This is a genomic window from Methylocystis parvus, assembly GCF_049675845.1.
Lineage (GTDB): Bacteria > Pseudomonadota > Alphaproteobacteria > Rhizobiales > Beijerinckiaceae > Methylocystis > Methylocystis parvus_A.
The window spans coordinates 1,549,394-1,572,815 of the sequence record NZ_CP187161.1 but is presented as its reverse complement, the minus strand read 5'-3'; the positions used below and the strand labels follow the sequence as shown (position 1 = coordinate 1,572,815).

Annotated in this window: 18 protein-coding genes; 13 read left to right on the top strand and 5 right to left on the bottom strand. The window is 59.2% G+C overall.

Features of this window, described 5'->3' with window-relative positions:
• Positions 1 to 28 precede the first annotated feature (28 nt).
• Both ACPFMJ_RS08070 and ACPFMJ_RS08065 read right to left on the bottom strand, forming a co-directional pair.
• The gene (locus ACPFMJ_RS08070; RefSeq protein ID WP_424363298.1) at positions 29 to 628 is read right to left on the bottom strand and encodes a LuxR C-terminal-related transcriptional regulator; all 600 of its coding nucleotides are present in this window, start codon (positions 626 to 628) and stop codon (positions 29 to 31) included.
• A gap of 403 nt (positions 629 to 1,031) precedes the next feature.
• A complete protein-coding gene (locus ACPFMJ_RS08065) occupies positions 1,032 to 1,325 on the bottom strand; it encodes a GCG_CRPN prefix-to-repeats domain-containing protein (protein WP_424363297.1) in 294 nt (97 codons plus the stop codon).
• 437 nt (positions 1,326 to 1,762) lie between these two features.
• Between ACPFMJ_RS08065 and lldD the strand changes: the two genes are divergently transcribed.
• A complete protein-coding gene (gene lldD, locus ACPFMJ_RS08060; protein ID WP_424363814.1) occupies positions 1,763 to 2,893 on the top strand; it encodes an FMN-dependent L-lactate dehydrogenase LldD in 1,131 nt (376 codons plus the stop codon).
• Between the two features lie 6 nt (positions 2,894 to 2,899).
• Here the strand turns inward: lldD and ACPFMJ_RS08055 are convergent, their stop codons facing one another.
• The gene (locus ACPFMJ_RS08055) at positions 2,900 to 5,365 is read right to left on the bottom strand and encodes a glycosyltransferase (RefSeq protein ID WP_424363296.1); all 2,466 of its coding nucleotides are present in this window, start codon (positions 5,363 to 5,365) and stop codon (positions 2,900 to 2,902) included.
• Between the two features lie 354 nt (positions 5,366 to 5,719).
• On the opposite strand from ACPFMJ_RS08055, the gene cysD reads away from it, so the two are divergent.
• The 8 genes from cysD (at position 5,720) to ACPFMJ_RS08015 (ending at position 17,793) form a co-directional block, all read left to right on the top strand.
• Positions 5,720 to 6,616 carry a sulfate adenylyltransferase subunit CysD gene (gene cysD, locus ACPFMJ_RS08050; RefSeq protein ID WP_424363295.1) on the top strand — a complete coding sequence of 299 codons (897 nt, stop codon included), beginning with the start codon at positions 5,720 to 5,722 and terminating at the stop codon, positions 6,614 to 6,616.
• Positions 6,616 to 8,508, top strand: coding sequence for a sulfate adenylyltransferase subunit CysN (cysN, locus tag ACPFMJ_RS08045; protein ID WP_424363294.1), 1,893 nt, complete (start codon positions 6,616 to 6,618; stop codon positions 8,506 to 8,508). The genes cysD and cysN overlap by 1 nt, the downstream gene beginning before the upstream one ends.
• A gap of 151 nt (positions 8,509 to 8,659) precedes the next feature.
• A complete protein-coding gene (locus tag ACPFMJ_RS08040) occupies positions 8,660 to 9,592 on the top strand; it encodes a hypothetical protein (protein ID WP_424363293.1) in 933 nt (310 codons plus the stop codon).
• 41 nt (positions 9,593 to 9,633) lie between these two features.
• Positions 9,634 to 10,926, top strand: a complete 1,293-nt coding sequence (locus ACPFMJ_RS08035; RefSeq protein ID WP_424363292.1) for a glycosyl hydrolase family 28-related protein — start codon at positions 9,634 to 9,636, stop codon at positions 10,924 to 10,926.
• A gap of 87 nt (positions 10,927 to 11,013) precedes the next feature.
• A complete protein-coding gene (locus ACPFMJ_RS08030; RefSeq protein ID WP_424363291.1) occupies positions 11,014 to 11,745 on the top strand; it encodes a class I SAM-dependent methyltransferase in 732 nt (243 codons plus the stop codon).
• A gap of 466 nt (positions 11,746 to 12,211) precedes the next feature.
• Positions 12,212 to 13,189: a class I SAM-dependent methyltransferase gene (locus ACPFMJ_RS08025; RefSeq protein ID WP_424363290.1), complete on the top strand. Its 978-nt coding sequence runs from the start codon at positions 12,212 to 12,214 to the stop codon at positions 13,187 to 13,189.
• A 112-nt stretch (positions 13,190 to 13,301) separates the two neighbouring features.
• On the top strand, positions 13,302 to 14,393 hold the full coding sequence (locus ACPFMJ_RS08020; protein ID WP_424363289.1) for a class I SAM-dependent methyltransferase: 1,092 nt from the start codon (positions 13,302 to 13,304) through the stop codon (positions 14,391 to 14,393).
• A 676-nt stretch (positions 14,394 to 15,069) separates the two neighbouring features.
• Complete coding sequence (locus ACPFMJ_RS08015) at positions 15,070 to 17,793, top strand: tetratricopeptide repeat protein (protein ID WP_424363288.1); 2,724 nt, start codon at positions 15,070 to 15,072, stop codon at positions 17,791 to 17,793.
• A gap of 68 nt (positions 17,794 to 17,861) precedes the next feature.
• Here ACPFMJ_RS08015 and ACPFMJ_RS08010 read toward each other — a convergent pair whose 3' ends face one another.
• The gene (locus ACPFMJ_RS08010; RefSeq protein ID WP_424363287.1) at positions 17,862 to 18,329 is read right to left on the bottom strand and encodes a hypothetical protein; all 468 of its coding nucleotides are present in this window, start codon (positions 18,327 to 18,329) and stop codon (positions 17,862 to 17,864) included.
• Between the two features lie 84 nt (positions 18,330 to 18,413).
• Positions 18,414 to 18,674 (bottom strand): hypothetical protein, encoded by a 261-nt coding sequence (locus tag ACPFMJ_RS08005; protein ID WP_424363286.1) that lies wholly within the window; start codon positions 18,672 to 18,674, stop codon positions 18,414 to 18,416.
• A gap of 42 nt (positions 18,675 to 18,716) precedes the next feature.
• On the opposite strand from ACPFMJ_RS08005, the gene ACPFMJ_RS08000 reads away from it, so the two are divergent.
• Genes ACPFMJ_RS08000 through ACPFMJ_RS07985 form a run of 4 tightly spaced genes read left to right on the top strand, consistent with a single transcriptional unit; the run spans position 18,717 to position 23,362 of the window.
• Positions 18,717 to 19,715, top strand: coding sequence for a glycosyltransferase (locus ACPFMJ_RS08000; RefSeq protein WP_424363285.1), 999 nt, complete (start codon positions 18,717 to 18,719; stop codon positions 19,713 to 19,715).
• Positions 19,712 to 20,077, top strand: a complete 366-nt coding sequence (locus ACPFMJ_RS07995; RefSeq protein WP_424363284.1) for a hypothetical protein — start codon at positions 19,712 to 19,714, stop codon at positions 20,075 to 20,077. The genes ACPFMJ_RS08000 and ACPFMJ_RS07995 overlap by 4 nt, the downstream gene beginning before the upstream one ends.
• A 43-nt stretch (positions 20,078 to 20,120) precedes the next feature.
• A complete protein-coding gene (locus ACPFMJ_RS07990) occupies positions 20,121 to 20,576 on the top strand; it encodes a hypothetical protein (RefSeq protein ID WP_424363283.1) in 456 nt (151 codons plus the stop codon).
• Between the two features lie 2 nt (positions 20,577 to 20,578).
• The gene (locus ACPFMJ_RS07985) at positions 20,579 to 23,362 is read left to right on the top strand and encodes a glycoside hydrolase family 99-like domain-containing protein (protein WP_424363282.1); all 2,784 of its coding nucleotides are present in this window, start codon (positions 20,579 to 20,581) and stop codon (positions 23,360 to 23,362) included.
• Positions 23,363 to 23,422: the final 60 nt, after the last annotated feature.

Sequence of the window (23,422 nt, the reverse complement as noted above, 5' to 3'; positions counted from 1 at the left end):
GCGGCCTATCTCGCCTCGTTCATGGCGGTTACGCTGAATAGGCGGCTGCTGCCGGGCGCGCGTCCGAATTCCCCCGCACGATCTCCGCGATCCTGATCACGGCCTCCGTGCGATTGCGCACCTGCAGCTTGCGCATGACGTTGCGGATATGCACCTTCACGCTGCTTTCGCTCATTGCGAGCTCGTAGGCGATCACCTTGTTCGACTTGCCCTTCAGCAGCGCCCCGACGACGTCGTTCTCCCGCGCGGTGAAGTCGAGCTTCGTCTCGCAGGGCGGCGGCTCGGGCTCAGAACGCCCCTGCGTCTCCAGGAGCACATTTGGCGGCACGAAGACGCCGCCCACCAGAACCAGCTTGATGGCGCGCGCGACGACCTCGAGCGGCGTATCGCTGGGGATATAGCCCTTGGCGCCCGAGCGAAGGCTGCTCGTGATGTGCGCACGGCTTTCATTATCCGAAAAGACGACGACCGGAACTTCCTTTTCCCAGTGCGACAACTCCTGAACAAGCTCCGACTGCTCGCTCTCGATCTGCCTGTCGCCGCTGAGGATGATCACGCAGGCTGACGCGCCCGCCGGGTCCTGTCCCCAGGCGTTGACGTCGGCATAAGTAAGGACGGGAAGCCCCAACTTTTCCTGGAGGCACAATGCCAAGCATTCGCGGATCAGCGCGCGAGATTCGATGATGACGACGGACGGTGAAAAAGCGCCCGAGAGATGCGCGGCCGAAAAAATTTCGTCTCGCGCTAAGATCTCGTCTTGAGCGTTTCCAATCATGGTTACCCCCTACGCAAACGCATACGCAACGCGGTTAAGAACGCACGTTATTTTTCTCTACACTTATTTTGTTTGCAAGACAAATTTAAGCTTTGGGCTATGGCTTGGCTATAAGATAAGCCTTTTCGTTTCAGGTATGAATCTGACTTCTTAAACTTCGCTCAGGCAATATCTCGGTAATTACTTAAGTAGCGTTGCGGATGTTTGTTGAGACAAGGGAGGGCGCGGCAGGAGCCCGTCCTGCCGCGCGAATCCGTCACCAGTAACGGCGCGGACCCCAGTAGCGCGGGCCGTAATAGGGCCGCGGGCCGTAGACGGGGCGGGCGTAATAGGGACGGTAGTAGCCGCCGCCCCATTGGCCGCCTGCGCGGCAGCCGCCCCAGGGCCCGCGATGGCCATAGGGGCCGCAGCCGCCCCAGACCTGGACGACCATGCCCTGTTCCGTTTGTGGCGCGGGAACCGGCATCGCCGCCTGCGCGCCGTCAAAGGCGAGCGGCAGGGCCATGAAGACGCCAAAGGCGGCGGCTCCGATCAGAGGTCTCGTGATCATCGCGAGGTTTCCTTTTGTGCTTCCCGCCGCGCTTTGAAAACGCGCGACGAATTCCGGCCCGATCATCGGGCGCGTGGGAGCATACCGCACGGGCAAGCTGAAGGGCAGCAGGCGGCCCTCGACGCTTTCGTCATGACTTCGCCGGACGGTTTACGGATTGTTTCGGGGTGAAAACGCGCTTTTTATGAACGGCTTGCGAGCGATAAAGACGCTCGCCCTTTCGCTTGTCCGCGAGGGTTGCGTAGTTACCACAATAGCGCCCGTTCGGCCGCTCGGCGAAACTTCCGGAGCGCTGACCCTATGCTGGCGCGGCGCTCCGCAATCGGGCGAAAGGGCCTCATCGCTCGACGCGAGGGAAAGCCCGGCGAAGGCCGGGCTTTTCTCTTTTGCGAACGGAAATCCATGCTATGCCCGCGGCGGAAGGGCCGGGGGCGTCGATGATCATTTCCTCCATCGCGGATTACCGCGAGGCGGCGAAGCGTAAGCTGCCGCGTTTTCTCTTCGACTATATCGACGGGGGCGCTTATGGCGAGGAGACGCTGCGCGCCAATGCGGCCGACCTCTCGGCGATCCGGCTTCGGCAGCGCGTGCTGAGAGGCCTCGCCGGCCTCGACATGTCCGCGCAGTTCTTCGGCCAGTCCGCGGCGATGCCCGTTATCCTCGGCCCTGTCGGCCTCACCGGCATGTTCGCCCGTCGCGGCGAGGTTCAGGCCGCCGCCGCCGCGGCGAGGATGGGCGTTCCTTTCACCCTGTCCACCGTCTCGGTCTGCTCGATCGAGGAAGTCGCTTCGCAGAGCCCGCAGACCATCTGGTTTCAGCTTTACGTGCTGAAAGACCGCGGCTTCATGCGGCATGTTCTGGAGCGCGCGCAGGCGGCGGGCGTCCGCACGCTCGTCTTCACCGTCGACCTGCCGACGCCCGGCGCCCGCTATCGTGACGCGCATTCCGGCATGTCGGGCCCCTATGCGAGGCGGCGCCGCATCCTGCAGGCGATGGCGAAGCCCGGCTGGGCCTATGACGTCGGCGTGAGGGGCCGCCCGCACGATCTTGGAAACATCTCCGCCTATCTCGGCAAGGCTGTCAGCCTCGTCGACTATATTGGCTGGCTCTCGGCGAATATGGACCCTTCCATTGGCTGGTCGGACATCGAATGGGTTCGCGACTTCTGGAAGGGCGATCTCGTCATCAAGGGTATTCTCGATCCGGCCGACGCGCGCGACGCCGTCCGCTTCGGCGCCGACGGGATCGTCGTCTCGAACCATGGCGGCCGCCAGCTCGACGGCGTCCCCTCGACAGCCAAAGCCTTGCCCGCCATCGCCGACGCGGTGGGGTCGGATCTCGTCGTCCTTGCGGACTCCGGCGTCCGCTCTGGTCTCGACGTTCTGCGCATGCTGGCGCTCGGCGCGCGCGGCGTGCTTCTCGGCCGCGCAATGGCCTATGCGCTAGCGGCGCAGGGGCAGGCCGGCGTCGAGAACATGCTGCGCCTCATCGGCGACGAACTGCGCGTCGCCATGATTCTGACGGGCCAGTCCTCGGCGTCCAAGGCGGGCAGGGACATGCTCGTCTGAGCCGATTCAGGCCGCGGCTTTGGCTGCGAGGAGCCGACGCAGCGCGCCGTCGACGGTGTCGCGCGAAAAGAAGCGCGAGATGAAATCGAGGCCCGCCTTCGCCACGTCCTTATGGAAGGCGATGTCGTTGTGCAGGCGCACGATCTTGTCGGCCTGTTCCTCGAGGCTGTCGGCGACGAGATATTGTAGTTCGTCCGTCAGCGGCAGCCCTTCGGCCGCGATCGGCGTCATCACGCAGGGAACGCCGGCGGCGAGGCTGTACAGCACCTTGCCCTTGACGCCCGCCCCGTAGCGCAGCGGCGCGACGGTGATGCGCACCTGCTCGAAGAGGGTATCGAGCTGCTCGATCTTCCCGACGGCTCGGATGTCGGGGCCGGCAAGATCCGCAATTTCGCTCGGCATGTTGCTGCCGACGAGTTGGCAGACAATCTTGGGCTCTCTGGCGCGCACGAGCGGCATCAGATCGAGCGCCAGCACTTTCGCGGCGTCGACATTCGGGGGGTGGCCATAGCCGCCGACGAAGGCGATCCCGAGCCGTTCGGCGACGTCGACCTTGGTCGGATTGACCGTCACTTCCCATGGCGCGACCCCGATGCGAGCCGAAACCTTCTCCTGCCTCAGAATATCGGCCTCGGCGAATGAATAGACGAGGACTGAATCCGATTGATTGATCGCGGCGAGCTCAAGCCGCCGCATTTCCTCCGCCTCGCGCAGGATTTCGGGCAATTTCGTCACGGCGGCTTCTCTCTGCAGGCGCAGATAATGCAGGTCGCAGACGCTGAAGACGATTTGCGCTTTGGGATGATAGCGGCGGACCATCCCGATATATTTCGAGGCGTTGGAATATCGGTGCAAATAGACGACGTCGAAAGGCGCGATCGCCTGACGCAGCGCCTCTTCCACCGACCCGACATAGGGCAGGTACAAACACTCGACGCCCATCGCCTGCAAGCGGCTCGTATGAGGCTCGATCCGCGACATATTATCGGAGGGCGCAAAAGTGACCTTATAGCCAAGACGCTGGAGGCCGCGAATATGCTCCAGCGCGGCGAGCGAGCCCGCGTCTTCGTCGGGCGTGAGCGCCGTATTGTCGATGAAGAGCGCGCGGCGCGTGACATGCCGTTCGCATTCCAGTTCGGGCTGTTCGCCGTTGAGCCGATGAGACGCGAGGACGTCGCGCCAGCGGGCGCGGAATTTGTGGTGGTTGACGGCCTGATAGCGTTTCGCGCCCGACGCGGTGCTCGTCCCGGAGGTCGCGCCCTCGAAATGCACGACTTGCGAGAGCGGCTGAACGACGACGCGCTTCCCCTTCTGGCGCGCGCGGAAGCAGAGATCCGCATCCTCGTAATAGGCGGGCGAATAATGCGCGTCGAAGCCGTCGAGTTCGTCGAAAAGGGCCTTTTCGATCATGAGGGCGGCGCCGCTGACGTAATCCGCGTCACGCAGATAGCTGTATTGCGGCGCCTCCGGGTCTTTCCCGCGTCCGAAATTCCATGCGTCGCCGAGTCGCCAGACGATGCCGCCGGCCTCCTGAAGCTTGCCGTTCGGAAAAAGCAGCTTGGCGCCCGCGACGCCGATACGGTCGTCCATCTCGAAGGTTTCGACCAGCGCGTCGACGGCGTTTTCCGTCAACTCGGTATCGTTGTTCAGGAAGAGGAGGAACTTGCCCTGGGCGGCGCGCGCGCCCTTGTTGCAGGAGCCGACAAAACCGAGATTCTCGTCGTTGCGGACGATCTTCGCGCCTTTGAAAAGAAGCGGCGCGAGGAGCGTCTCGTCGAGCGATCCGTCATCGACGACGATCAACTCGTAGCGCGTCCTGATCTCGGCCCGCGCGAAGGATGCGAGGCAACGATAGGTGAAGTCGAACCCGTTGTAGACCGGAACGATGATGGAGACGACCGGCGCTCGACTCGTCGCCAGGGCGAGCTCCGGATAATCGGTCCGCGCGGCCTGCACGATATCCGCGAATTTTCCGAAAAACTTATTGTTCGGCAGCGACGCGCTCGTCGCGGCGTCGTCGAAACGGCGGCGCGCCTCGGCGACTTCGTTCAGCAGTCCGAGAACCGCGCCGAGCGCGGGATACAAATCCTTCGCGGATCCGGCGTTGGCGATCTCGCCTTGGATAGTCCGATGCAGCCAGTTCAGGACGCTCTCGTCGAAGGCGGGATTCTTCTTGCGCAGCAAGACCGGCGAGCCCGGGAGGTCTTCGCCCTTCACAGTACGAATCGAAACGATCTGACGCGAGTAGGGAAAGACAGTGTCGCTGAACCAGGCTTCGAAGCCGTGATTCGACGAGTGTCCGATGGTCTTGAGGTCGTCGCGCGGATGGTCTGCGAGGAGACGGGTCAGGACCGACCCCGTTTCGTCGACAAGTTCGAGGAGGACCGGTTCGTCGGGCCTGTCGAGATCGATCACCCATCCAATGAGGTGATCACAATCGAAATGCTCGATATTCCCGGCCAGTCGCGTCATCTGCCTTCTCGAACTCCATCCGCCGCAGCGCAACAAACCCGAAGGGGATAAGTCGAACGGCGGGCGGCATATTGGCGAGACCGGATTATAGCGTCAACAACGCCTTAAAATTGCAAACTTTTTTTGATCGGGCGTCGCCCCGTCGCGCGCGGAGCGGGAGCCCGATTGGCCGCCGCGAGACGATGCTTCTTTGTGCGCACGCCGCCGCCCGCGCGGGCGCCTCGCCACATGTTGCGGCGCAGGCGCCGATTTATCCGTCGCATCGATTGATTTGTTTGACGCAGCACGCGACCTTTTCTAAAAAGCGCTGGTGGGTCAATATTTTAATCGGAAGCCGGAGCCGCCGTTTCACACATGGTCACGCATCTCGAGCGCCTGGAAGCCGAATCGATCCACATCTTTCGCGAAGTGGCGGCCGCCTTCGCCAATCCGGTCATGCTTTACTCGATCGGGAAGGATTCCTCGGTGATGCTTCATCTCGCGATGAAGGCGTTCTATCCGGCGAAGCCGCCTTTCCCGCTGCTCCATGTCGACACGACGTGGAAGTTCCGCGAAATGATTGCGTTTCGCGACCAGCTGGCCGCTGAACTCGGCGTCGACCTTCTGGTGCATGTCAATGAGGACGGCCTTCGGGAAAAGATCAGCCCGGTCACGCACGGCTCCAATACGCATACGCATATTATGAAGACCGTCGCGCTGCGGCAGGCGCTCGACAAATACGGTTTCGACGCCGCATTCGGGGGGGCGCGGCGCGACGAGGAGAAATCGCGCGCCAAGGAACGCATCTTCTCCTTCCGCAACGCGCAGCACGCCTGGGAGCCCAAATCCCAGCGGCCGGAAATGTGGAAAACCTACAACACGCGAATCAACAAGGGCGAATCCATTCGCGTTTTTCCGCTATCGAACTGGACCGAGCTCGATGTCTGGCAATACATCCTCAAGCATCAGATTCCGATCGTGCCCCTTTATCTCTCGGCCATGCGGCCCGTTGTCGCGCGGGACGGCATGTTGATCATGGTCGATGACGCGCGCATGCCGATCTACGAGGGCGAGAAGGTCGAGGAACGGCGCGTCCGTTTTCGCACCCTGGGATGTTACCCGTTGACCGGCGCCGTCGAATCCGAAGCGGCGACCGTGCAGGACATCGTGAGGGAAATGCTGACAGTGCGCCAGTCGGAGCGGCAAGGCAGGCTCATCGACCGGGATGAAGCGGGATCGATGGAGAAAAAGAAGCGCGAGGGGTATTTCTGATGGCGGCGAATCCCATCTCCGACGCTGACGGAGACCTCGACCGCTATTTGGCCGAGCAGGAAAACAAGGCGCTGCTACGTTTCCTGACCTGCGGTTCCGTCGACGACGGCAAATCGACGCTGATCGGCCGTCTGCTTTACGACACCAAGCTCATATTCGAAGACCAGCTCGCCGCGCTCCAGAGCGACAGCGCGAAATACGGAACGGCCGGCGCCGATCTCGACTTCGCCCTGCTGGTCGATGGGCTTGAGGCAGAGCGGGAGCAGGGGATCACAATCGATGTGGCCTACCGCTTCTTCGCAACGCCCAAGCGCAAATTCATCGTCGCCGACACGCCGGGACATGAGGAATATACGCGCAATATGGCCACGGGCGCGTCAACGGCCGACCTCGCCGTGGTGCTGGTCGACAGCCGCCAGGGCGTGCTCAAGCAGACAAGGCGGCACAGTTTCATCGCGTCCCTTCTCGGCATCCGGCGCATCGTGCTGGCGGTCAACAAGATCGACCTGGTCGATTTCAGCCGGGAGACCTTCGAGACCATCGTCCAGGAATATATGGAATTCGCGGCGACGCTCGGTTTCAAGTCGATCACGCCGATTCCGATCTCCGCGCGCCACGGCGACAATGTGACCTTCCGATCCGGGCGCATGCCCTGGTTCGACGGTCCCACGCTGCTCGGCCATCTCGAAACGGTCCCCGTCGATAGTGATGAGCTCGCCAAGCCGTTTCGGTTTCCGGTCCAACTCGTCAACCGACCCAATCTCGACTTCCGCGGCTATGCAGGCCAGATCGCATCCGGACGGATCGCGGTCGGCGACAAGGTCACGGCCGCGAAATCCGGACAGCAAACCACCGTCGCGCGCATCGTCACCTATGATGGCGACCTTCTCCAGGCCGCCGCGGGGCAGGCGGTCACGCTTGTTCTCAAGGATGAAATCGAGCTCGCGCGCGGCAATCTGCTCGTCGACCCGGCGGCGCGTCCGCATGTCGCAGACCAATTGCAAGCGCATCTCGTCTGGTTCGATCACGAGGATTTGATCCCCGGCCGCTCCTATATTCTGCGGACCGAAACAGAAAGCGTCGGCGCCACGGTGACCGCGCTGAAATACAGCGTGGACGTGAACAGCTTTTCTCACGAAGCCGCCAAGACGCTCTCGATGAATGAGGTCGGCGTCTGCAATCTCTCGACGCAGCACCCCATCGCTTTCGACAGTTACGCGGAGAATCGCACGACCGGCAATTTCGTGCTGATCGACCGCTTTTCCAACGCGACCGTCGGCGCCGGGATGATCGACTTTCCGCTGCGCCGCGCCCAGAACGTGCATTGGCAGGCGCTGGAGATCGATAAGGCCGCGCGCGCCGCACAGAAGCACCAGTCGCCGGTGGTGCTGTGGTTCACCGGGCTATCGGGGTCCGGCAAATCGACGGTCGCCAATCTCGTTGAAAAGATTTTGCACGCCAAGGGCAAGCACACTTTCCTGCTGGACGGCGACAATGTGCGCCACGGTCTCAATCGCGATCTCGGATTTACCGACGCCGACCGCGTCGAGAACATCCGCCGGGTCGCGGAGGTCGCGAAGCTGATGAACGAGGCGGGCCTGATCGTGCTCGTCTCCTTCATCTCGCCTTTCCGCTCGGAACGGCAAATGGCGCGCGAGATGCTGCCGGAGGGAGAGTTCATAGAAGTCTTCGTGGACACGCCGATCGAGGAATGCGCCCGGCGCGATCCGAAGGGATTGTACAAGCGCGCGAAGGCCGGCCAAATTCAGAACTTCACGGGGATCTCCTCTCCCTATGAGCCGCCGGAGCAGCCGGAGATTCATCTCCATACGGTAGGACGCGATCCGCTCGATCTGGCCCAGTTCATTGAGAGGTATCTGGATGCGAGATAGTGGGGCGAGCGCGTAAATTTCCCTGTTGCCAGTCGGCAAGTTTCAAACAGGGCGCTTCGTATGCGCCATGCCGACGAGCGAATAGGGTCGGGTATTGGTGGGTGATGCAAGGGCGAGCGTTTGGGCGTCCGCCGCTGGGAGGGAGATGGGGTTGCATAATAAGCTCGCGAAAATCGTCATTCATACCGGCAGTCACAAGGCCGGCTCCACTTCCATTCAGGACTTTTGTTGCGAAAACAAATCGGCGCTTCTGCAAGCCAATATTCACTACCCCGTCGGATTGTTCGAACAATTTCCACGCCAGCATTCGCATCTCGCCCGGTTGTTGGGACGCGGCGCGGTGGAGGAAATCCGCGCGGCGTTCGACAAGGTCCGTATGGACGCTGAGGCGCAAGGCGCGAACATCGTTTTTCTTTCTGGCGAGGATCTTTGCACGCTGAAGGATAAGCACGTCATTTTGCTTTCCAGTATTTGTGACGAGTATTTCGAAGCGAAAGAGTTCGTCTTTGTCGTGCGGAACAGGAGGGATTTCCTTTTGTCCCAATTGAAGCACAACCTCACGCATGGACCCCAGGTCACAGAGAACGAATACCTCCGCAAATTCCATTTTTCGCCGAGAGATTCGTACAATGCTTGGAAAGCGCATTTCTCGTCGAGCGGAAAAATTGTTCTTTACGACGAGATCTCCTCCGACTTGATTCAAGGGTTTTTTCGAGCCGCGCTCGTCATCGACGTCAGGCAGGCAAAGTTCAGCAACGCGTCGCACGACATGCTGACGATCTCTATTATAAACATGTTTCTGAAGGACAAGTGGACGCCGGAAATAGATAAGATCATGTGGAATTTGACGCAAAATCACAGAGAGAGGATCGGCTTCCAGATCGAGGAAAAATATGCCGACGATATGGTTGCTCGTTCCGACGAAAGCGACTGGATCCTGGACGAGTTGGAGGACCCACGCAAACTGGTGCGGGAAGCGAAGCCGCAACGCCAGGGGCACGACCCCGTCGCCGTATGCGACAAGATGATCGACCTTTTCGGCGCGCTAAAGCGCCATTTTGAAGCGCAGCCCAAAGGCGGCTGAGGAACCAGGTCGAGTTCATCTTCCGGGCAAAGAACGAGCAGATGTCGATGACAGCAATCGATACGTCATTTTTCCAACGTATCCGTCATGCGGCTGTGGTCGCGTCGGCTGTTCTGTGTTGCGGCTCGCCGGGCCCGGCTACGAGTCTCGCGAAATCGACCGTTCCTTCGTCTCGACCGACTTTGGATGTCACCCAATTCGCCAGCGTCGACCCAACCGGCGAAACGGACAGCACCGAAGGGATTCTCATGGCGATCGCGTCCGCGCCGGCGAAGGTCGTTTTTCCCTGTGGAGTCTACCTGATCTCCGGCACAATCCCTCTTCCTTCGAATATGGAAATATCGGGGATGGGAGAATGTTCGGTCATCCGCACGGATCGGAATTTTCGAGGCAACGCGAACTGGAGCCGCCTGAATTTTCCTCAGCCGCGCGGCGATCCCGGCGGCGTCTTCGCAAACGCCGATTGGGAAAACGGCAACGGAAACATTCGAATCCACGACCTCTCTCTCGACGGCGGGGCGGGGACAGGGGGCGGCCGTCGCCTCTATCTCATCGCGTTTTACAAAGCTGCGAATGTCGTTGTTGAACGTTTGCGGCTCACTGGCGCGTCGAACAATGACGTGCAGATCGGAGTGGCGTTCATCAACTCCCACGATTTCACGATAAAGGACAGTTACGCCATCGGCGAACGAAGCGCTTGCTATGGCGTTTGGGACGGCAGCAGCCGTTTCGAAATCGAGCACAATGTTTGCGACGGGAACGACGTCGCCGACGGTGGCGTCGTCGTCAACGGAATCAGTACTGCCTATAAGTCGGCGACGTCATATGATGGAAAGGTGATAGGCAATAAGATTTCCCACACGCGGCTAACCGGCATTTTCGTCGGGGGATTATGGAACGGAGATCGGGCCGCCCCCGTCTATGGGGATGTCCAAGAAATAACGGTCGAGGGCAATTCGATCGACGGCGTCTCTGTTTATCACGGCATTCTCATATCCGACGCGTTGAATGTTAACGTACGTGGTAACTCGATCTCTAATGTGTCACGGGAAGCTATCCGCGTCGGATCGCAGTTCCAGGGCCGGACGAAGAACATTTTTGTCGAGAACAACATTATCAAAGACGTCGATCAGTCCTCTATTCCAGACGACGCGATCAAGGTGACCAATCATTCTGAGGACGTCACCATCTCCAACAACAAAATCGCGTCGGGCAACCATCGCTTCTCGATCCGCGTCGATCCCGATGTCCGAAACGTCCATGTCGAGGGGCCGAGACCGGGGCGCGGCAAACTCGGCGATATCTCCGATGGACAGGCGCTCGGCGAGAGATGAGCTAGAAGACGCGCCGCTAACGAGCAATCGAAGGTTCGCCGGCATCGTGCGGCGCGCCTAGTATAAACCCAAAGAAAAGTGGATGCGATGGAATTCGAGTTGAACGCGCGGTGCCCTATTTGTGATCGTCAGCGCAAATTCATCAGCCCCGACGATTACTGGTCTAGCAGGGCCAATCTTAGGTCGCCTGAGTGCGAATACAGCATCTGCATCCCGCGCCATCGCGCGCTCGCCGACGTGCTGTTTTCGCTTATTCCGCGGGATCAGATCTCAAAGAAGTCGATCCACGAATCGTCTCCGGCGCCGATGGGTCTCAGCCTCTGGCTGCAACGAAACTGCCCGGGCTATGTCATGTCGGGGTTTTTTCCGGGCAGGGCCTTCGGACAAGAGGTTGAAGGCCTGCGGAACGAAGATCTTGAGCGCCAGACATTCGGCGATGGGACCTTCGATGTCGTTATCCATCTTGACGTGTTGGAGCACGTCTTCCAGCCCTTCGCTGCGCTTCAGGAAATCGAGCGGACGCTGAAGCCTGGCGGCGTTTGTCTCTTCACGGCCCCCACTTATCCAGACCGGCATCGCAGCGAGCAGGTGGCCTTTCAAGAGGCCAACGGGCTCCGGATTGTCGGTGAGCCGGAATATCACGGCAATCCGCAGAACGAGGAAGGCGCCCTCGTCACCTGGCGCTACGGGTATGATTTGCCCAGGCTCATTTCGCAGCACACGAACTTCGATATCGAAGTGCGTCGTTGGCATTCGCGGGCGCGGGCGATCATGGGGCCGATGACGGAAGTATACATTCTCAAAAAGCCCGGCGCGTAGAATTCGATGCGACGGGCAAAGGGTTAGATCGTCCACGCGTCGGCCTTTGGCTTGACGAATGGCGGCCTGTAGTCTACCACCCTAAAAGGCGCTCGGAAAATCAGTGGGTTGGGCAGATAGCGGGCATGCGCGATCCAATCTTCTCCCGCCGATCGGCTTTGCCCGAAATGGTTGCATCCGACCGCGACGGACGAGTGGTGGATGGCGTTTGCGCCCTTCTCCTGTCAGCGCCCGGGTCGATATGGCTGCGGCCAGTGGCGGGTTGTGTAGCGTTGTCATTGACAGTCGCTGGACCGCGCCATGCAGAACCCTCCTGCGCCGACGACGAAAGGCGCGCATCTAGGCTTCGTCACATTCTGCGCCTCGGCCCCCAGTCTCCGCGCTGTATGAATCATAGCGCGGCGGAATCAGAGGCGTACGCGACGCTCAGAGAGGCGCTGGAAAATTTTATGTGGGAGTTACCAGGATGAGTGACAACGCCCAATCGGCTACACCCAATTCAGATGACGCGGTGACCTGGTCCTACCGCCTGTTTCTCGACAGAGAACCCGAAAACTCCGAAGCAGCCACGATGTTCAGGGGACTGACCACGGCGCAGCTCCGAAAGACGTTTCTGTCGTCTGAGGAATACCGTCACAGAAGCGGCGCCCACATTCGGGATGTCAGCAGCGCGGCGTCGCCTATCGTCGAAGCGAAGATCGATAACGCTCAAGCCAAGAAGCTTTCGGAGCGCGTCGCGCGCACATGGACGGAGCTCGGCAAAAGCATGCCGCATTGGTCTGTTCTCTCTTCGGATCAATTCCGCCCGGCCAATATCGACGCGTTCCGGGATTCTTTCTATGCAAGCGGCGGAAGCGATTTGGCGGTGTTGCTCGCCACCCTCTCGAGGATTGGCGTTGACGCGAAGCGTTTGCGCTCGGTCCTAGAGTTTGGTTGCGGCGTCGGGCGCGTGACCAACTTCCTCGCGCAAGAATTCGCGGAAGTGATCGCCATCGACATCTCTCAGTCGCATATGCTTCTGGCCAAGGAGCACGTTGAGGGCAACGGCGCGAAAAACGTCGTGTTCAATCTTGCCAAGTTTCCCGACTTCGGCATGAAGAACTGCAATTACGACCTCTGGTACAGCCGCATCGTGCTGCAACACAATCCGCCGCCGGTGATCCGGGCGATTTTGCAGCGAGCATTCGAGGGATTGAACCCGGGCGGCGTCGCCGTTTTTCAGGTTCCGACCTTCGCGACCGGCTACCAATTCCAGATCGACGGCTATCTCGGGCGTGAGGATGACGGAAAAATCGAGATGCACTGTCTTCCCATGGATGCAGTCTTTGAGGTCGCGTGTGAGGCTGGATGTGTCCCGGTCGAGGTCATGACGGACGATTCCGTCACCGATCCCGGCTGGATTTCCTCCCAATTCGTAATCAAGAAGCCTAACAAGCTGAAATAGCCCTATGACCGAACTAGCCTCTGGTTACTGAGCAAGGCTACCTAAAGTTCCTTGCTTCGATCCGTCTCCAAAATGCTAGTGAGCACAATCAGCCTGAGTCGAGGATTACAGAATGCGCGAAAAATTCGATGATCCAATTGCGCTCTTAAAAGTTCCCTATTTCGTCGTGAAGCTTTTTGCGGCGAGGAATGGTGAGACGATTGTGTCGGCTGTCTTAATAGCTCCAAAGTGCAGTAGCGCTCTGATCGCTCCGGTGCTTCATATCGGAGACGATTCCGTGCTCCCGATCAGTGAGGCCGAACAGTCGTCATGCAGGCATTATGATGCAATCAATTCAGCGTTCCCGATGGAAAAGGTTTATTTCGAAAAGCTTATCAAGTTTCCCTTCGAAGAGAAGGACGGGCAGAGCCTGACGTTCGAGATCGTTGCGGATAGCGGGCGATATCGCAGCCCGAAATACTCTTGGATATCAAAGAATCGACTCCCTTTCCCGGATAAAGACAACATCTATCGTGTTGCGGGGAATATGGGCGTGCCGAGTTTTCTTCTTGAGGGTGGCACTTGGTTCAAGAAGCTCGATGATGTCTCTCGTGCGAGATTGGGGAAGTCAGTAATTGATGTGGATGTCCTAGACTGGGGTGTCGGTTGTGGCCGCATCCTGCGCCATCTTGTAGAACACGGCGCCAAAAGCGTTAGCGGATGTGATATCGACCCAGTCAATATCGCTTGGGCGAAAAAAAATATCTGCCAGGAAGTCTACAACTCAGACTATGATCCACCGCTGCCGTTTTCGGATAGCAGCTTCGATGTTATCTACGGACACTCTGTCTTCACCCATTTGACTTACGATGACCAGTTCAAATGGTTGGACGAATTGAACCGCATTTTACGCCCAGGCGGGTTTGCGATTGTAACAGTCTGTGGTGAGACCGGGGTTTACATCACGAAAAACAAGCAGTTGGACGGCGCTGCGCAGTTTTTGAGAGAATATCGCGAAAAAGGATTTTTTGATTTCGGGGCTCTTAGCGTTGGGGTCGATGACGCTCGCCCAGGATATTATAGATTGATTGCGCACACGCACGACTTCGTTCGCGAGAAATGGTCCAATCATATGGTGGTGGCGGACATCATTCCATGCTTCGCACAGCATCAGGACGCGGTCATCTTAACTAAAAAGGGTAGTGTCAGCCCTCGGCGTGGCTAGGAGCTTTCAGAACGTCACTGAATGGGCGCAGCGCATGCTGCGCCCCGTCCTTTTCGAAATGCGATGGCGAGAAAAAAAGTGACGCGAAGCCCTTTGCGATTTTATCGGGGCGCAGCGCAATCGACAATGTTGGTTTCCAAGCCTTCATTCGGCTGGAACGAGGCGCCTACGGCCTTCGCGTGCGAAAGCGATGCCGAACATGATTTGACATGAATCGGGTGGTCTATAAAAATAGCAGCCAGAATAATCACTTGCGCCGATTTACGTAGAATGTGCGCGCGTTGAGTGGAAGGGTCGAGGCCTGAGTTCGAAAGCGAAACGCAACGTAGTTGAAGGATTCTACCCGATGAGAGATTCAAAAGGCGGCGCTGAACTGGCGACCCGTGCTGTGATGAGCAGCATTGGCATCTCGAACAAGGATTTCCTAGTCGCAAGCACGATCGAGCGTTGCCCAAAGACGATGATGTTGCGGGAGCTGGTGAAGAACGCCTTGGAGGCGGCTGCGCTGGCGTCGGAACACGCGCGGGAAGTGCGCATTGGTCACAAGCTTGTGGATGGCGTCCGGAAACTCCGTGTCTGGAATACAGGGCCCGGAATGTCGGCGCAGAACTTGCACGACATTTGCGATCTCGCCTCTTCGCTTCGGAAGACGAACAGTCTCGACGGGAATTTCGGGATGGGCGCCAAAGTCGCCGCGCTGCCGTCCAATCGACATGGACTCCGATATCGCTCGTGCCTGGATGGCGTCGTCAGTGAGATAACGCTCGGCGAGCGCGATGGCGTTTATGGCCGTCTCGCGGCCGGACGGCACAGAGACGGGACTGCGTATGAAGTGGCGGACGTCACCCAGTCGGTCAATGAATATGACCGCAGGCGCGATTGGACGGAAGTCCAGCTTCTCGGCAATAGGCCCGATCAGGATACGCGTCTTCAGCCTTACGACGACGACCCGTCCGTGCCCGAGGATTGGTTGGAGGCGCAGCTTTCGCAGCGCTTCTTCCGCCTCCCGTCGGCAATCAAGCTTTTTGTCGCCGATCTAGACGGAGTCTGGAGGGTTTTCACGCCTATCGCGGCCCAGACGAAGAAATTCGACCGCTGGGAAAGCGTGCTGGCGGCGCACGGCATCATCGTGCATTTCGGGTTTTCGGCGAACGCATCTGTCAACAAGGATTTCGCGGGCTCTGGCGCAATCGTCTATCACGACGAAATTTATGGACGGCGCGCAGAGCAAGACTGGCTCATGGATGCGCCCAACTTTGGTTTTCCCTTCGGCGCGGCGCATTTCAGCGTGCTGGTCGAACTCCCGAATGATTTTGGCGTTCTCCCCGAAGTTTATCGCCAGTTTCTGCGCTTCCGCAGCGGCGACCAGCGCCAGGTGTTTTTGAACGATTTCGCGCCGATCGTTCGCGACGCGATGCCGCAATGGCTAAAGGAACTCATCAAGACGTTCGGCCCTGCCCAGGTAGATCTCACGCAGGAAGTCGAGAGCGAACTGGCCGAACTCTTGGAACAGCTCGGCGTTCGCGCGATCTCCCGCTCGACCTCGAACATCCGTGGAACGAAGGCTGCGGAAAAGAAGGGGGAGTCCGGGGAACGAGCGCAGCCTAAAGTGCGCTTCGAGAAATCGCCAGAAATCATTGCGCTGAATACGCCGGAGCAAATAGCGGAGCGAAATCTGGAAGGCCGCGTCGCGCGCTATTATCCCGCGACCCATCAGCTATTTATCAACCTGACCTATTCGGCAATCCAATCGCTCGCCGCGCAACTCGAGCAGGATTTCGCCCATGCGCCCGATCCCGACCTTTGTCGAATCGCGGCGCGCGACTTGGCCGAATGGGCGACCATGCGAAGCGCCGGACGCGCGATTGCTTATGGCTTGTCGAAAAAGGCGCTTGGCTGGACGCCCGAAGAGATCTCCAAGGTGCAATCGCCGGAAGCCCTTAGCCTCATTGCCGATGATTATAGCGCGCTCCTGCCCATGTTGCGTCGACGCATCGCCGAGCGGTTGGGATTGAGCGATCCTGAGGCGTATGAGCATCTGGGCGGGACGAGGCGGCTTAGCCCAGATGTTCGCCTCGCCATCGAATCCGCCGAAGCGCAGCAGGCGATCAGGCACGCCCTCGCGACGAAGCAAGTCAACGTCGCCCCCATCATGCGACGCGTCAGCGCGATTGAGGTGCAGCGAGGCAATTATGACGCAGCTCTGGATTGGGCTCAGCAGGCCGTGTCCAACGATGCGACCGACTGCGCCTGTCATGTGCAGCTCGCGGGCGTTCACATACTCAGGGAAGAACTGGAAGAAGCCGAAGCCGCTCTCGCCAAGGGAATGGAACTTGCGGAGAATGACGCCGCAGTCGCCTCATGCCTTAGGCACCAGGCGAATCTCGAGCGCGCGCGCGGGAACCTTGCCCAGGCAATCGAAAAAGTTCGCGACGCAATAAAGGTCGCGCCGATGGACGCCGGGCCGGTGGTCCAACTCGCGTCGTTCCTGTTGCAATCAGGCGACCTGGATGCCGCCGGAGCCGCTTGCGATCAGGCGTTGGGCTTGTCGCCCGACCGCCCTGCGCCAATTCTTCGTCTGGCGGCGACGGTCAAAAATCGCATGGGCGATTTCGCTGCCGCGGTTGCGCTCCTTCAAAAATCGGTCGAGGCCGAGCCGCATGAGTGGCGCCCTCATCTGGAGCTCTCGCTCAATCTCGTGAAGAGCGGAAATCTGTTCGAAGCTGAAAGAGCGAGCCTGAAAGCGCTCGAACTAACGCCAGACGACCGGGGTCCGGTGTTGCGCCTGCTAGGTTCGATCGAACGGGCGCGGCAAAATTCCAAGGGAGCGTTGCATTGGATCACGCAGGCGTTGGAGGTGGATGAAAATGACGTGTTCGCCCTCGATCAGCTCTGCGCCATCAAATTGATGGAGAACGAGCTTGAAGAAGCCGAGCGGGCGGCGAAACGGCATCTGGAGCTTACGCGTGACAAACCCGGCCGCGCGCTGCGCCAGTTGAGCCTCGTAGAAAAACATAAAGGATCGACCACCTCCGCAATCAAACTGGCGAAGAAAGCGATCGAAGCGGATGCGGAGAACGCCGAGGGCTATACAATTCTTGGCGGCGTGTTGATGCAGGCTTCCGAGTGGGACGCTGCCGCAGCCGCCATGCGTTGCGCGCTCGAGCGCACGACCACAAATCCTGCGCGTCTTTTTCGACAGCTCAGCATCATCGAACAGCGCCGCAAAAATCTTGATCTGGCGATTGAGTTCGCGGAAAAAGCGGTCGAAGCCGATCCCGACGACGCGCTCGCCCACAATCACCTTTCCGGGCTGCTGTTCCAGAACAGCAATCTCGACGGCGCCGAATTGGCAGCGCGGAAAGCGCTGGAAATTTCGAACTCTCGACCCGGCGGTTGAATAGGATTATCAGGACCGGCGTCGCTTTCAGAGCGGCGCCGGCGCATTTCATTACAGCTCGGGCGCCCTTAGGGCTGCAGCATCGCGAGCCAGAACTTGACGTCTTTTTCGGTTTGCGCGTTTGCGGCCCGGCCTTCGCGCCAACCAGTGATCGCGTAATGTTCGCTCGCAGAGCCGATTTTTCCGGTTTTCACCGCCTTGGCGACGTCCGGGTAGGCAGCAAGATACCATTTCTCGTCCACGACCGGATCAGCTCCGTGGCGACCTTCACTGAAACCTTTATTGATGAAATGTTCTCGGCCCGTCTTGAGAACGCCTTTGGCGATGGCCGCCCTCACATCTGGATTTTGCTCGAGATAGAAGCGCTCATCAAATTCCGAGGCTGAAATAGCGATCTTGAGGAGAAGATCGAATAAGTTCTTGCTGACGACGACGCTCGCGGCCGTCTCGAACTCGGGGTTGCTCTTTTTGATTTCCGCCATCAAGACGGCGTAGCTCGGCATATGCATGTAGTGGTCCTTCGCCACGTCAATCATAGAACAATCACAGGCATACGCCGGGGACTGTGTCGGCGCAATCATAAGCCATGGCCGAGCATAGCGAAGGCGCCCGCAAACATCTCACTCACGCGCGTTATCGCCAGCCGCATTGCGAACTCCCCGGCGCGTTGCTGCAGCGATAAGCGAGTTGCCTTCGCCGTGATCACAAGAAGCGCGCTTATCGAGCCTTGATGTGGCGGCGGCAGCGTGATAGACAAAACAGCAACGCTGAATTTGGGTTTTATCCCAAATAGTTACCAGGCACTCTCCACGTTCGGGCCGGGCAATATGCAAATCGACTTGTTGGGCCATCCGTTCGCGAAGAGCGGGGTCGGTCAGCATCTTCGCTCGTCGCTAAAAGCTTTCCTCGGTCTCGGCGTCAATGTGAAAGTGCTCGACGTCTATCGTTACGCCGAGCGCGACGACCAGGAACATCTATCCCTCGTTCTTCCCCACGAGATCAATATCTCGCGAGGCGACGTTCGCATCTTCCATATCAACGGCGACGAGGTGGAGCCCGTCTTGCGTCACCTCGGCGCCAAGGATTTCAATTTCGGGGCCGCGCGCAACATCATTCTGCCGGCTTGGGAGTTGCCGGTTTATCCTGACGTCTGGGTCCCTCAGCTCAAGAAATTCGATGAGGTCTGGGCGATTTCGAAATTCGTTCAGGAGAGCCTTGCCGCTTCTGGCGTCGAGAGCAAGTTCGTCGGGCAGGCGGCGGAGGTGACTCCGCGGCCCTATCTGTCCCGCCGTTACTTCGGTTTGCGCGACTCCGCCTTCGTCGTCCTCGCCATGCTGGATTTTAGCTCGTTCCCCGCGCGGAAAAATCCGCGAGGCGCGATCGACGCCTTCCTGCGCTTCAGGGATAAATATCCATATGGCGACGCGCAGCTCGCCTTGAAAGTAAAGGGCGACAATTCCGAGGAACTGGTTTCCCTCAAGGAGCGTCTTGCAACGGAATTGCCTGACGCCGTTTTCTTTTCACACGCGATGACGGCGCATGAAGTTGAAAGCTTGATCGCCACGTCGGATTGCTTCATGTCCTTGCATCGCGCGGAAGGATTTGGCCGAGTCCTGGCGGAAGCGATGTTCCTCGGCACGATCGCCGTTGGCACGGCCTGGTCGGGCAATCTCGATTTCATGACGCAAGCCAATTCGATCCTGGTGCCCCACGAGATGCGGGACGTTCAGGACGGAGAATATCCTGAGTGGAAGGGCCAGCGCTGGGCCGATCCAGACCTGGCCTCCGCGTCCGAGGCGTTATCCCGGCTTTTCAACGATCGCGTCTACTGCCGCGATCTGGCGGCGAAGGCTGCGCGTTCCGTTCGAATGACCTGCTCCAACCGGGCCGTCGGCTTGCGCATGTACGAGGCATTGCAGTGATCGAAGGCCCTGAGCTTAATCCATGGAAGATCGTGGCGGGCGAATGGTATTCCGATCGCTGGACGACGACCTATCTTCGACTGAATTTCTCCAATGCCTATTGCGGCCGGGAGCTGGAAGCGTCCTTCTGGAATCCCGAAGCGGAGATCTTCGACGGAAATACGCTCATCATTGCATGTGAGGGCTCGGCGCTCCTGCGCAAGAGCCTGCGCCGGAGCGAGAGCCTCGTTGCGACGATCCCCCTCCCGCGCGTCAACAAAGATGAGATCGACGTCCTCATTTCGACGACAAGCCAGCAACGTGCTTCGGATGGCGACATTCGAAGGCTGGGCATCGTCATGTCCGGCCTGCGCATCGTCTAGGCGTATCGAGTTCAGAGCAGCTAGCCAAACCTGGGAGCTTACCGTGAGTGCGAATGAAAAAGGCGCGTGGATTCCGAATTATTCGCTCATCGCCAATGCTCTTGGCCTCGATAAGGGGGTTCCCGATAAGGTGACGATGAGCCGGGAAATGTTCCTCATGCTCATGCGCGCCGCGGTTGCAGGCTCCCGTTTCGACGAAGAGGCCTATCTCCAAAAGAATCCCGACATCAAGAAGGCTGTCGACAACAAGTCGATCGCCGACCCCAAGGCTCACTATGTGGAAGCGGGCTATTTCGAGGGACGCGCCGCGAATTTCCAGGAGCTGGACGTAGAGTGGTATCTGGGCTTCTACAAGGACGTCGCGAGCGCCCTCAAGGACGGGACGATTTCTTCCGCCGAGCAGCATTATTACGGCCATGGCCTTCGCGAATGGCGCGCGCCGGATGAAGCCGCCTTGCCGAGCGTTCACGCCTGGCGGAAAGCGATTCTGGGAATCTGAGAATGGCGAGTCTGGCGAGTCATCACGACTATGAGTTGCAGGATCTTTATGAGCTGCTGATCCGCAAGAACGCTGTCAACGCGCAGCATTTCGAGGCTGTCGTCGGCCGCCCGCCGCTCTACGGCCTCGAATTGATAGATGTGTACGAACTCGCCAGCGCTGCCGACCGTCAGGCGCTCATTCCTTTCTTCGACGAGGAGTTCTACTTGCGTTCGGCGCCGGTTTTCGAACCGGGATCGAGCGCGTTGAATCACTTCCTCAGGAACGGGATCGAAGAGCAGAAATCTCCGCATCCCCTCATCGATCTCTCTTATATTTCGCGCGTTCGCAGCGACATATTTCCATCGGAGAGGCCCGTAGAGGCGCTCTTGACCTTTCTCGAACTCAATCTTGGAAACCCCAGTCCTTATTTCAACATCAATTATTATCTGAGCAAGGCGCGCGAAGTCGCGGGCTCGGCTCTGGCGGATTATCTCCTGCGCGGCGCGGCGCGCGGGATCCAGCCGAGTCCCTATTTCGACTATTCGCATTACAGGAAGCAGATGCCGGCGGGAGCGCCTGGCGATCCCTTCTCGTGCCTAAAGCATTTCATCGAAGAAGGCGACGCTTTCGGCCTTGCGCCGTCGAAGGCGTTCGACCCCGAGCATTATCGTTCGCAGCGCGACGACATAAAGTCGAGCATCGTCCCGCCTTTCAAACATTTCATCATGTTCGGCCAGATCGAAGGCTTGTCGCCGATCAGCGACGGCGGGCAACAGCGCCGCGTCGGATTGCAGCCTTATCTGCACCCTGCGCCCGAATCCCCAAACGCGATCCTCAGCAATTATTGGCAGCTCAAGCACCGGATCAAGGCCGCCCATCAAGCGAGACTCGGCGCCTTCGAAGAGAATCCGAGCCTGCCTTATCCTGCGATCGACCACGAAGCGTCGCTCGCGGAAATGAGCTTCCCCGAGCACAAGAGCCCCGAACTCGACATCATCATTCCCTTCTACAACGAGTTCGAGCTGACGGTGGAATGCCTGTGGTCGCTCTACAAGGCGAGCGATAAGGTCAAGTTCCGGATCATTCTCGTCGACGACTGCTCGAAGGACGAGAACTGCGCGAAATTCAAGAAGATCAAAGGTCTCGTCTACACGCGCAACGAGATGAACCTGCATTATCTGCGCGGATGCAACGGCGCCTATAAGCGCTGCTCCGCCGATTTCCTTCTGCTCCTCAACAATGACACGCAGCTCGTCGACGGCTCGCTAGACGCGTTGATGGCGGTGATGAAGCGAAATCCAAAGGTCGGCGCGGCGGGCCCCATGGTCCTCTATCCGAACGGCCGCCTGCAGGAAGCGGGATGCGTCCTCAAAGCGGATGGAACGTCTGAGCTCGTTGGCGTGGGCGAAGACCCGTCCGACCCACGCTACAGTTTCGCACGCGAGGTCGACTATGTTTCCGGCGCCTGCCTGCTGGTGCGGCGGGCGGCCATTGGCGACACGCTCTACGATACGCGATACGCGCCCGCTTACTGCGAGGACGCCGATCTATCGCTGCGCCTTCATCACGATGGCTGGAAGATCGTGTACGAACCGGCGGCGCGGCTCTATCATCACCTCAGCGCGTCGACCAACAAATATACGATGGGCAAGAAATACGTCTCCATCGTGCGCAACCAGGCGGCGCTCATGGCGAAATGGGAGGAGACGCTCGCCAGCCTCAACAAGGTGCGTTGCCTCGCTTTTTATCTGCCGCAATTCCATCCCATCGAGCAGAACAATTTCTGGTGGGGCGCGGGATTCACCGAGTGGACGAACGTCTCGAAGGCGGAGCCGGTCTATCCCGGTCATGTGCAGCCGCATATCCCGACGGATACGGGCTACTACGATCTGCGCCTCGCCGAGACCATGGCGCACCAGCAATCGCTGGCGAACATTTACGGCGTCGAGGGTTTCGTCGTTTATTACTACAATTTCGGCGGCGAGCCGATCCTCTCCAAGCCGATCGACAATCTGCTGAAGAACCCGGATATCGATTTCCGTTTCTGCTATTGCTGGGCGAATGAGAACTGGACCAAGCACTGGAACGGTGGCGAGAAGAGCATCCTTCTCGAACAGAAATACGACAGAGACACGCTCAACGCGCTGATCGACGACGCCATCCGCGCGGCGAAGGACCGGCGCTATCTCACTCTCAAGGGCATGCCGCTTTTCGGCGTTTATCGCCCGCTGCTCATTCCGGACGTTAAATCCGTCGCGGCGATGATCCGCAAGCGCTTCAAGAAAGCAGGCTTCGCGGGCGTCCAGCTGATGTATGTCGAGAGCATGGAGGCGGTGTCGAAGAAGCTGAACCCTGCAGACATCGGGTTCGACTTCGCGGTCGAATTTCCGCCGCAGGGCATCGCCGAGCCGGTGAAGAAAGGCGTCGTGAAGACGCGGCCGGATTGGGACGGCGCCCTCTACGACTATGCGGGGAGCGTCGTTAACTCCTGTAACAGGGATGGCGTCGGCTACAAGCGCTTCCCCTGCGTTTTCCCTTCCTGGGACAATACGGCGCGACAGCCGAAGACAGGCACGATCCTTTACGACCCTTCGCCCGAGCGTTTTCAGGCGGCGGTCGAAGCGAAATGTCGCCGTCTCCATTACGAGCTGCCGCCCGGCGAGCGCCTGCTCTTCGTCAACGCCTGGAACGAATGGGCGGAAGGCGCGCATCTCGAGCCGGACAGAGCCTACGGACATCGCTGGCTTTCCGCGCTTCAGACGGGCATGAGCATCGCCCAGTTCGCCGAGCAGAGCGACGACTAGCTCTACGATCGCCTAGCGCACCCGCAATGGCGGGCGCATCCCCCGGCCTCATGGCTGGGG

What these genes read in the sequence shown, in the direction of transcription:
- ACPFMJ_RS08065 (WP_424363297.1), bottom strand. Translation starts at nt 1,325, where the DNA reads ATGATCACGAGACCTCTGATCGGAGCCGCCGCCTTTGGCGTCTTCATG.
- lldD (WP_424363814.1), top strand. Translation starts at nt 1,763, where the DNA reads ATGATCATTTCCTCCATCGCGGATTACCGCGAGGCGGCGAAGCGTAAG.
- ACPFMJ_RS08055 (WP_424363296.1), bottom strand. Translation starts at nt 5,365, where the DNA reads ATGACGCGACTGGCCGGGAATATCGAGCATTTCGATTGTGATCACCTC.
- cysD (WP_424363295.1), top strand. Translation starts at nt 5,720, where the DNA reads ATGGTCACGCATCTCGAGCGCCTGGAAGCCGAATCGATCCACATCTTT.
- cysN (WP_424363294.1), top strand. Translation starts at nt 6,616, where the DNA reads ATGGCGGCGAATCCCATCTCCGACGCTGACGGAGACCTCGACCGCTAT.
- ACPFMJ_RS08035 (WP_424363292.1), top strand. Translation starts at nt 9,634, where the DNA reads ATGTCGATGACAGCAATCGATACGTCATTTTTCCAACGTATCCGTCAT.
- ACPFMJ_RS08030 (WP_424363291.1), top strand. Translation starts at nt 11,014, where the DNA reads ATGGAATTCGAGTTGAACGCGCGGTGCCCTATTTGTGATCGTCAGCGC.
- ACPFMJ_RS08025 (WP_424363290.1), top strand. Translation starts at nt 12,212, where the DNA reads ATGAGTGACAACGCCCAATCGGCTACACCCAATTCAGATGACGCGGTG.
- ACPFMJ_RS08020 (WP_424363289.1), top strand. Translation starts at nt 13,302, where the DNA reads ATGCGCGAAAAATTCGATGATCCAATTGCGCTCTTAAAAGTTCCCTAT.
- ACPFMJ_RS08015 (WP_424363288.1), top strand. Translation starts at nt 15,070, where the DNA reads ATGGGCGCCAAAGTCGCCGCGCTGCCGTCCAATCGACATGGACTCCGA.
- ACPFMJ_RS08010 (WP_424363287.1), bottom strand. Translation starts at nt 18,329, where the DNA reads ATGATTGACGTGGCGAAGGACCACTACATGCATATGCCGAGCTACGCC.
- ACPFMJ_RS08005 (WP_424363286.1), bottom strand. Translation starts at nt 18,674, where the DNA reads ATGCTGACCGACCCCGCTCTTCGCGAACGGATGGCCCAACAAGTCGAT.
- ACPFMJ_RS07985 (WP_424363282.1), top strand. Translation starts at nt 20,579, where the DNA reads ATGGCGAGTCTGGCGAGTCATCACGACTATGAGTTGCAGGATCTTTAT.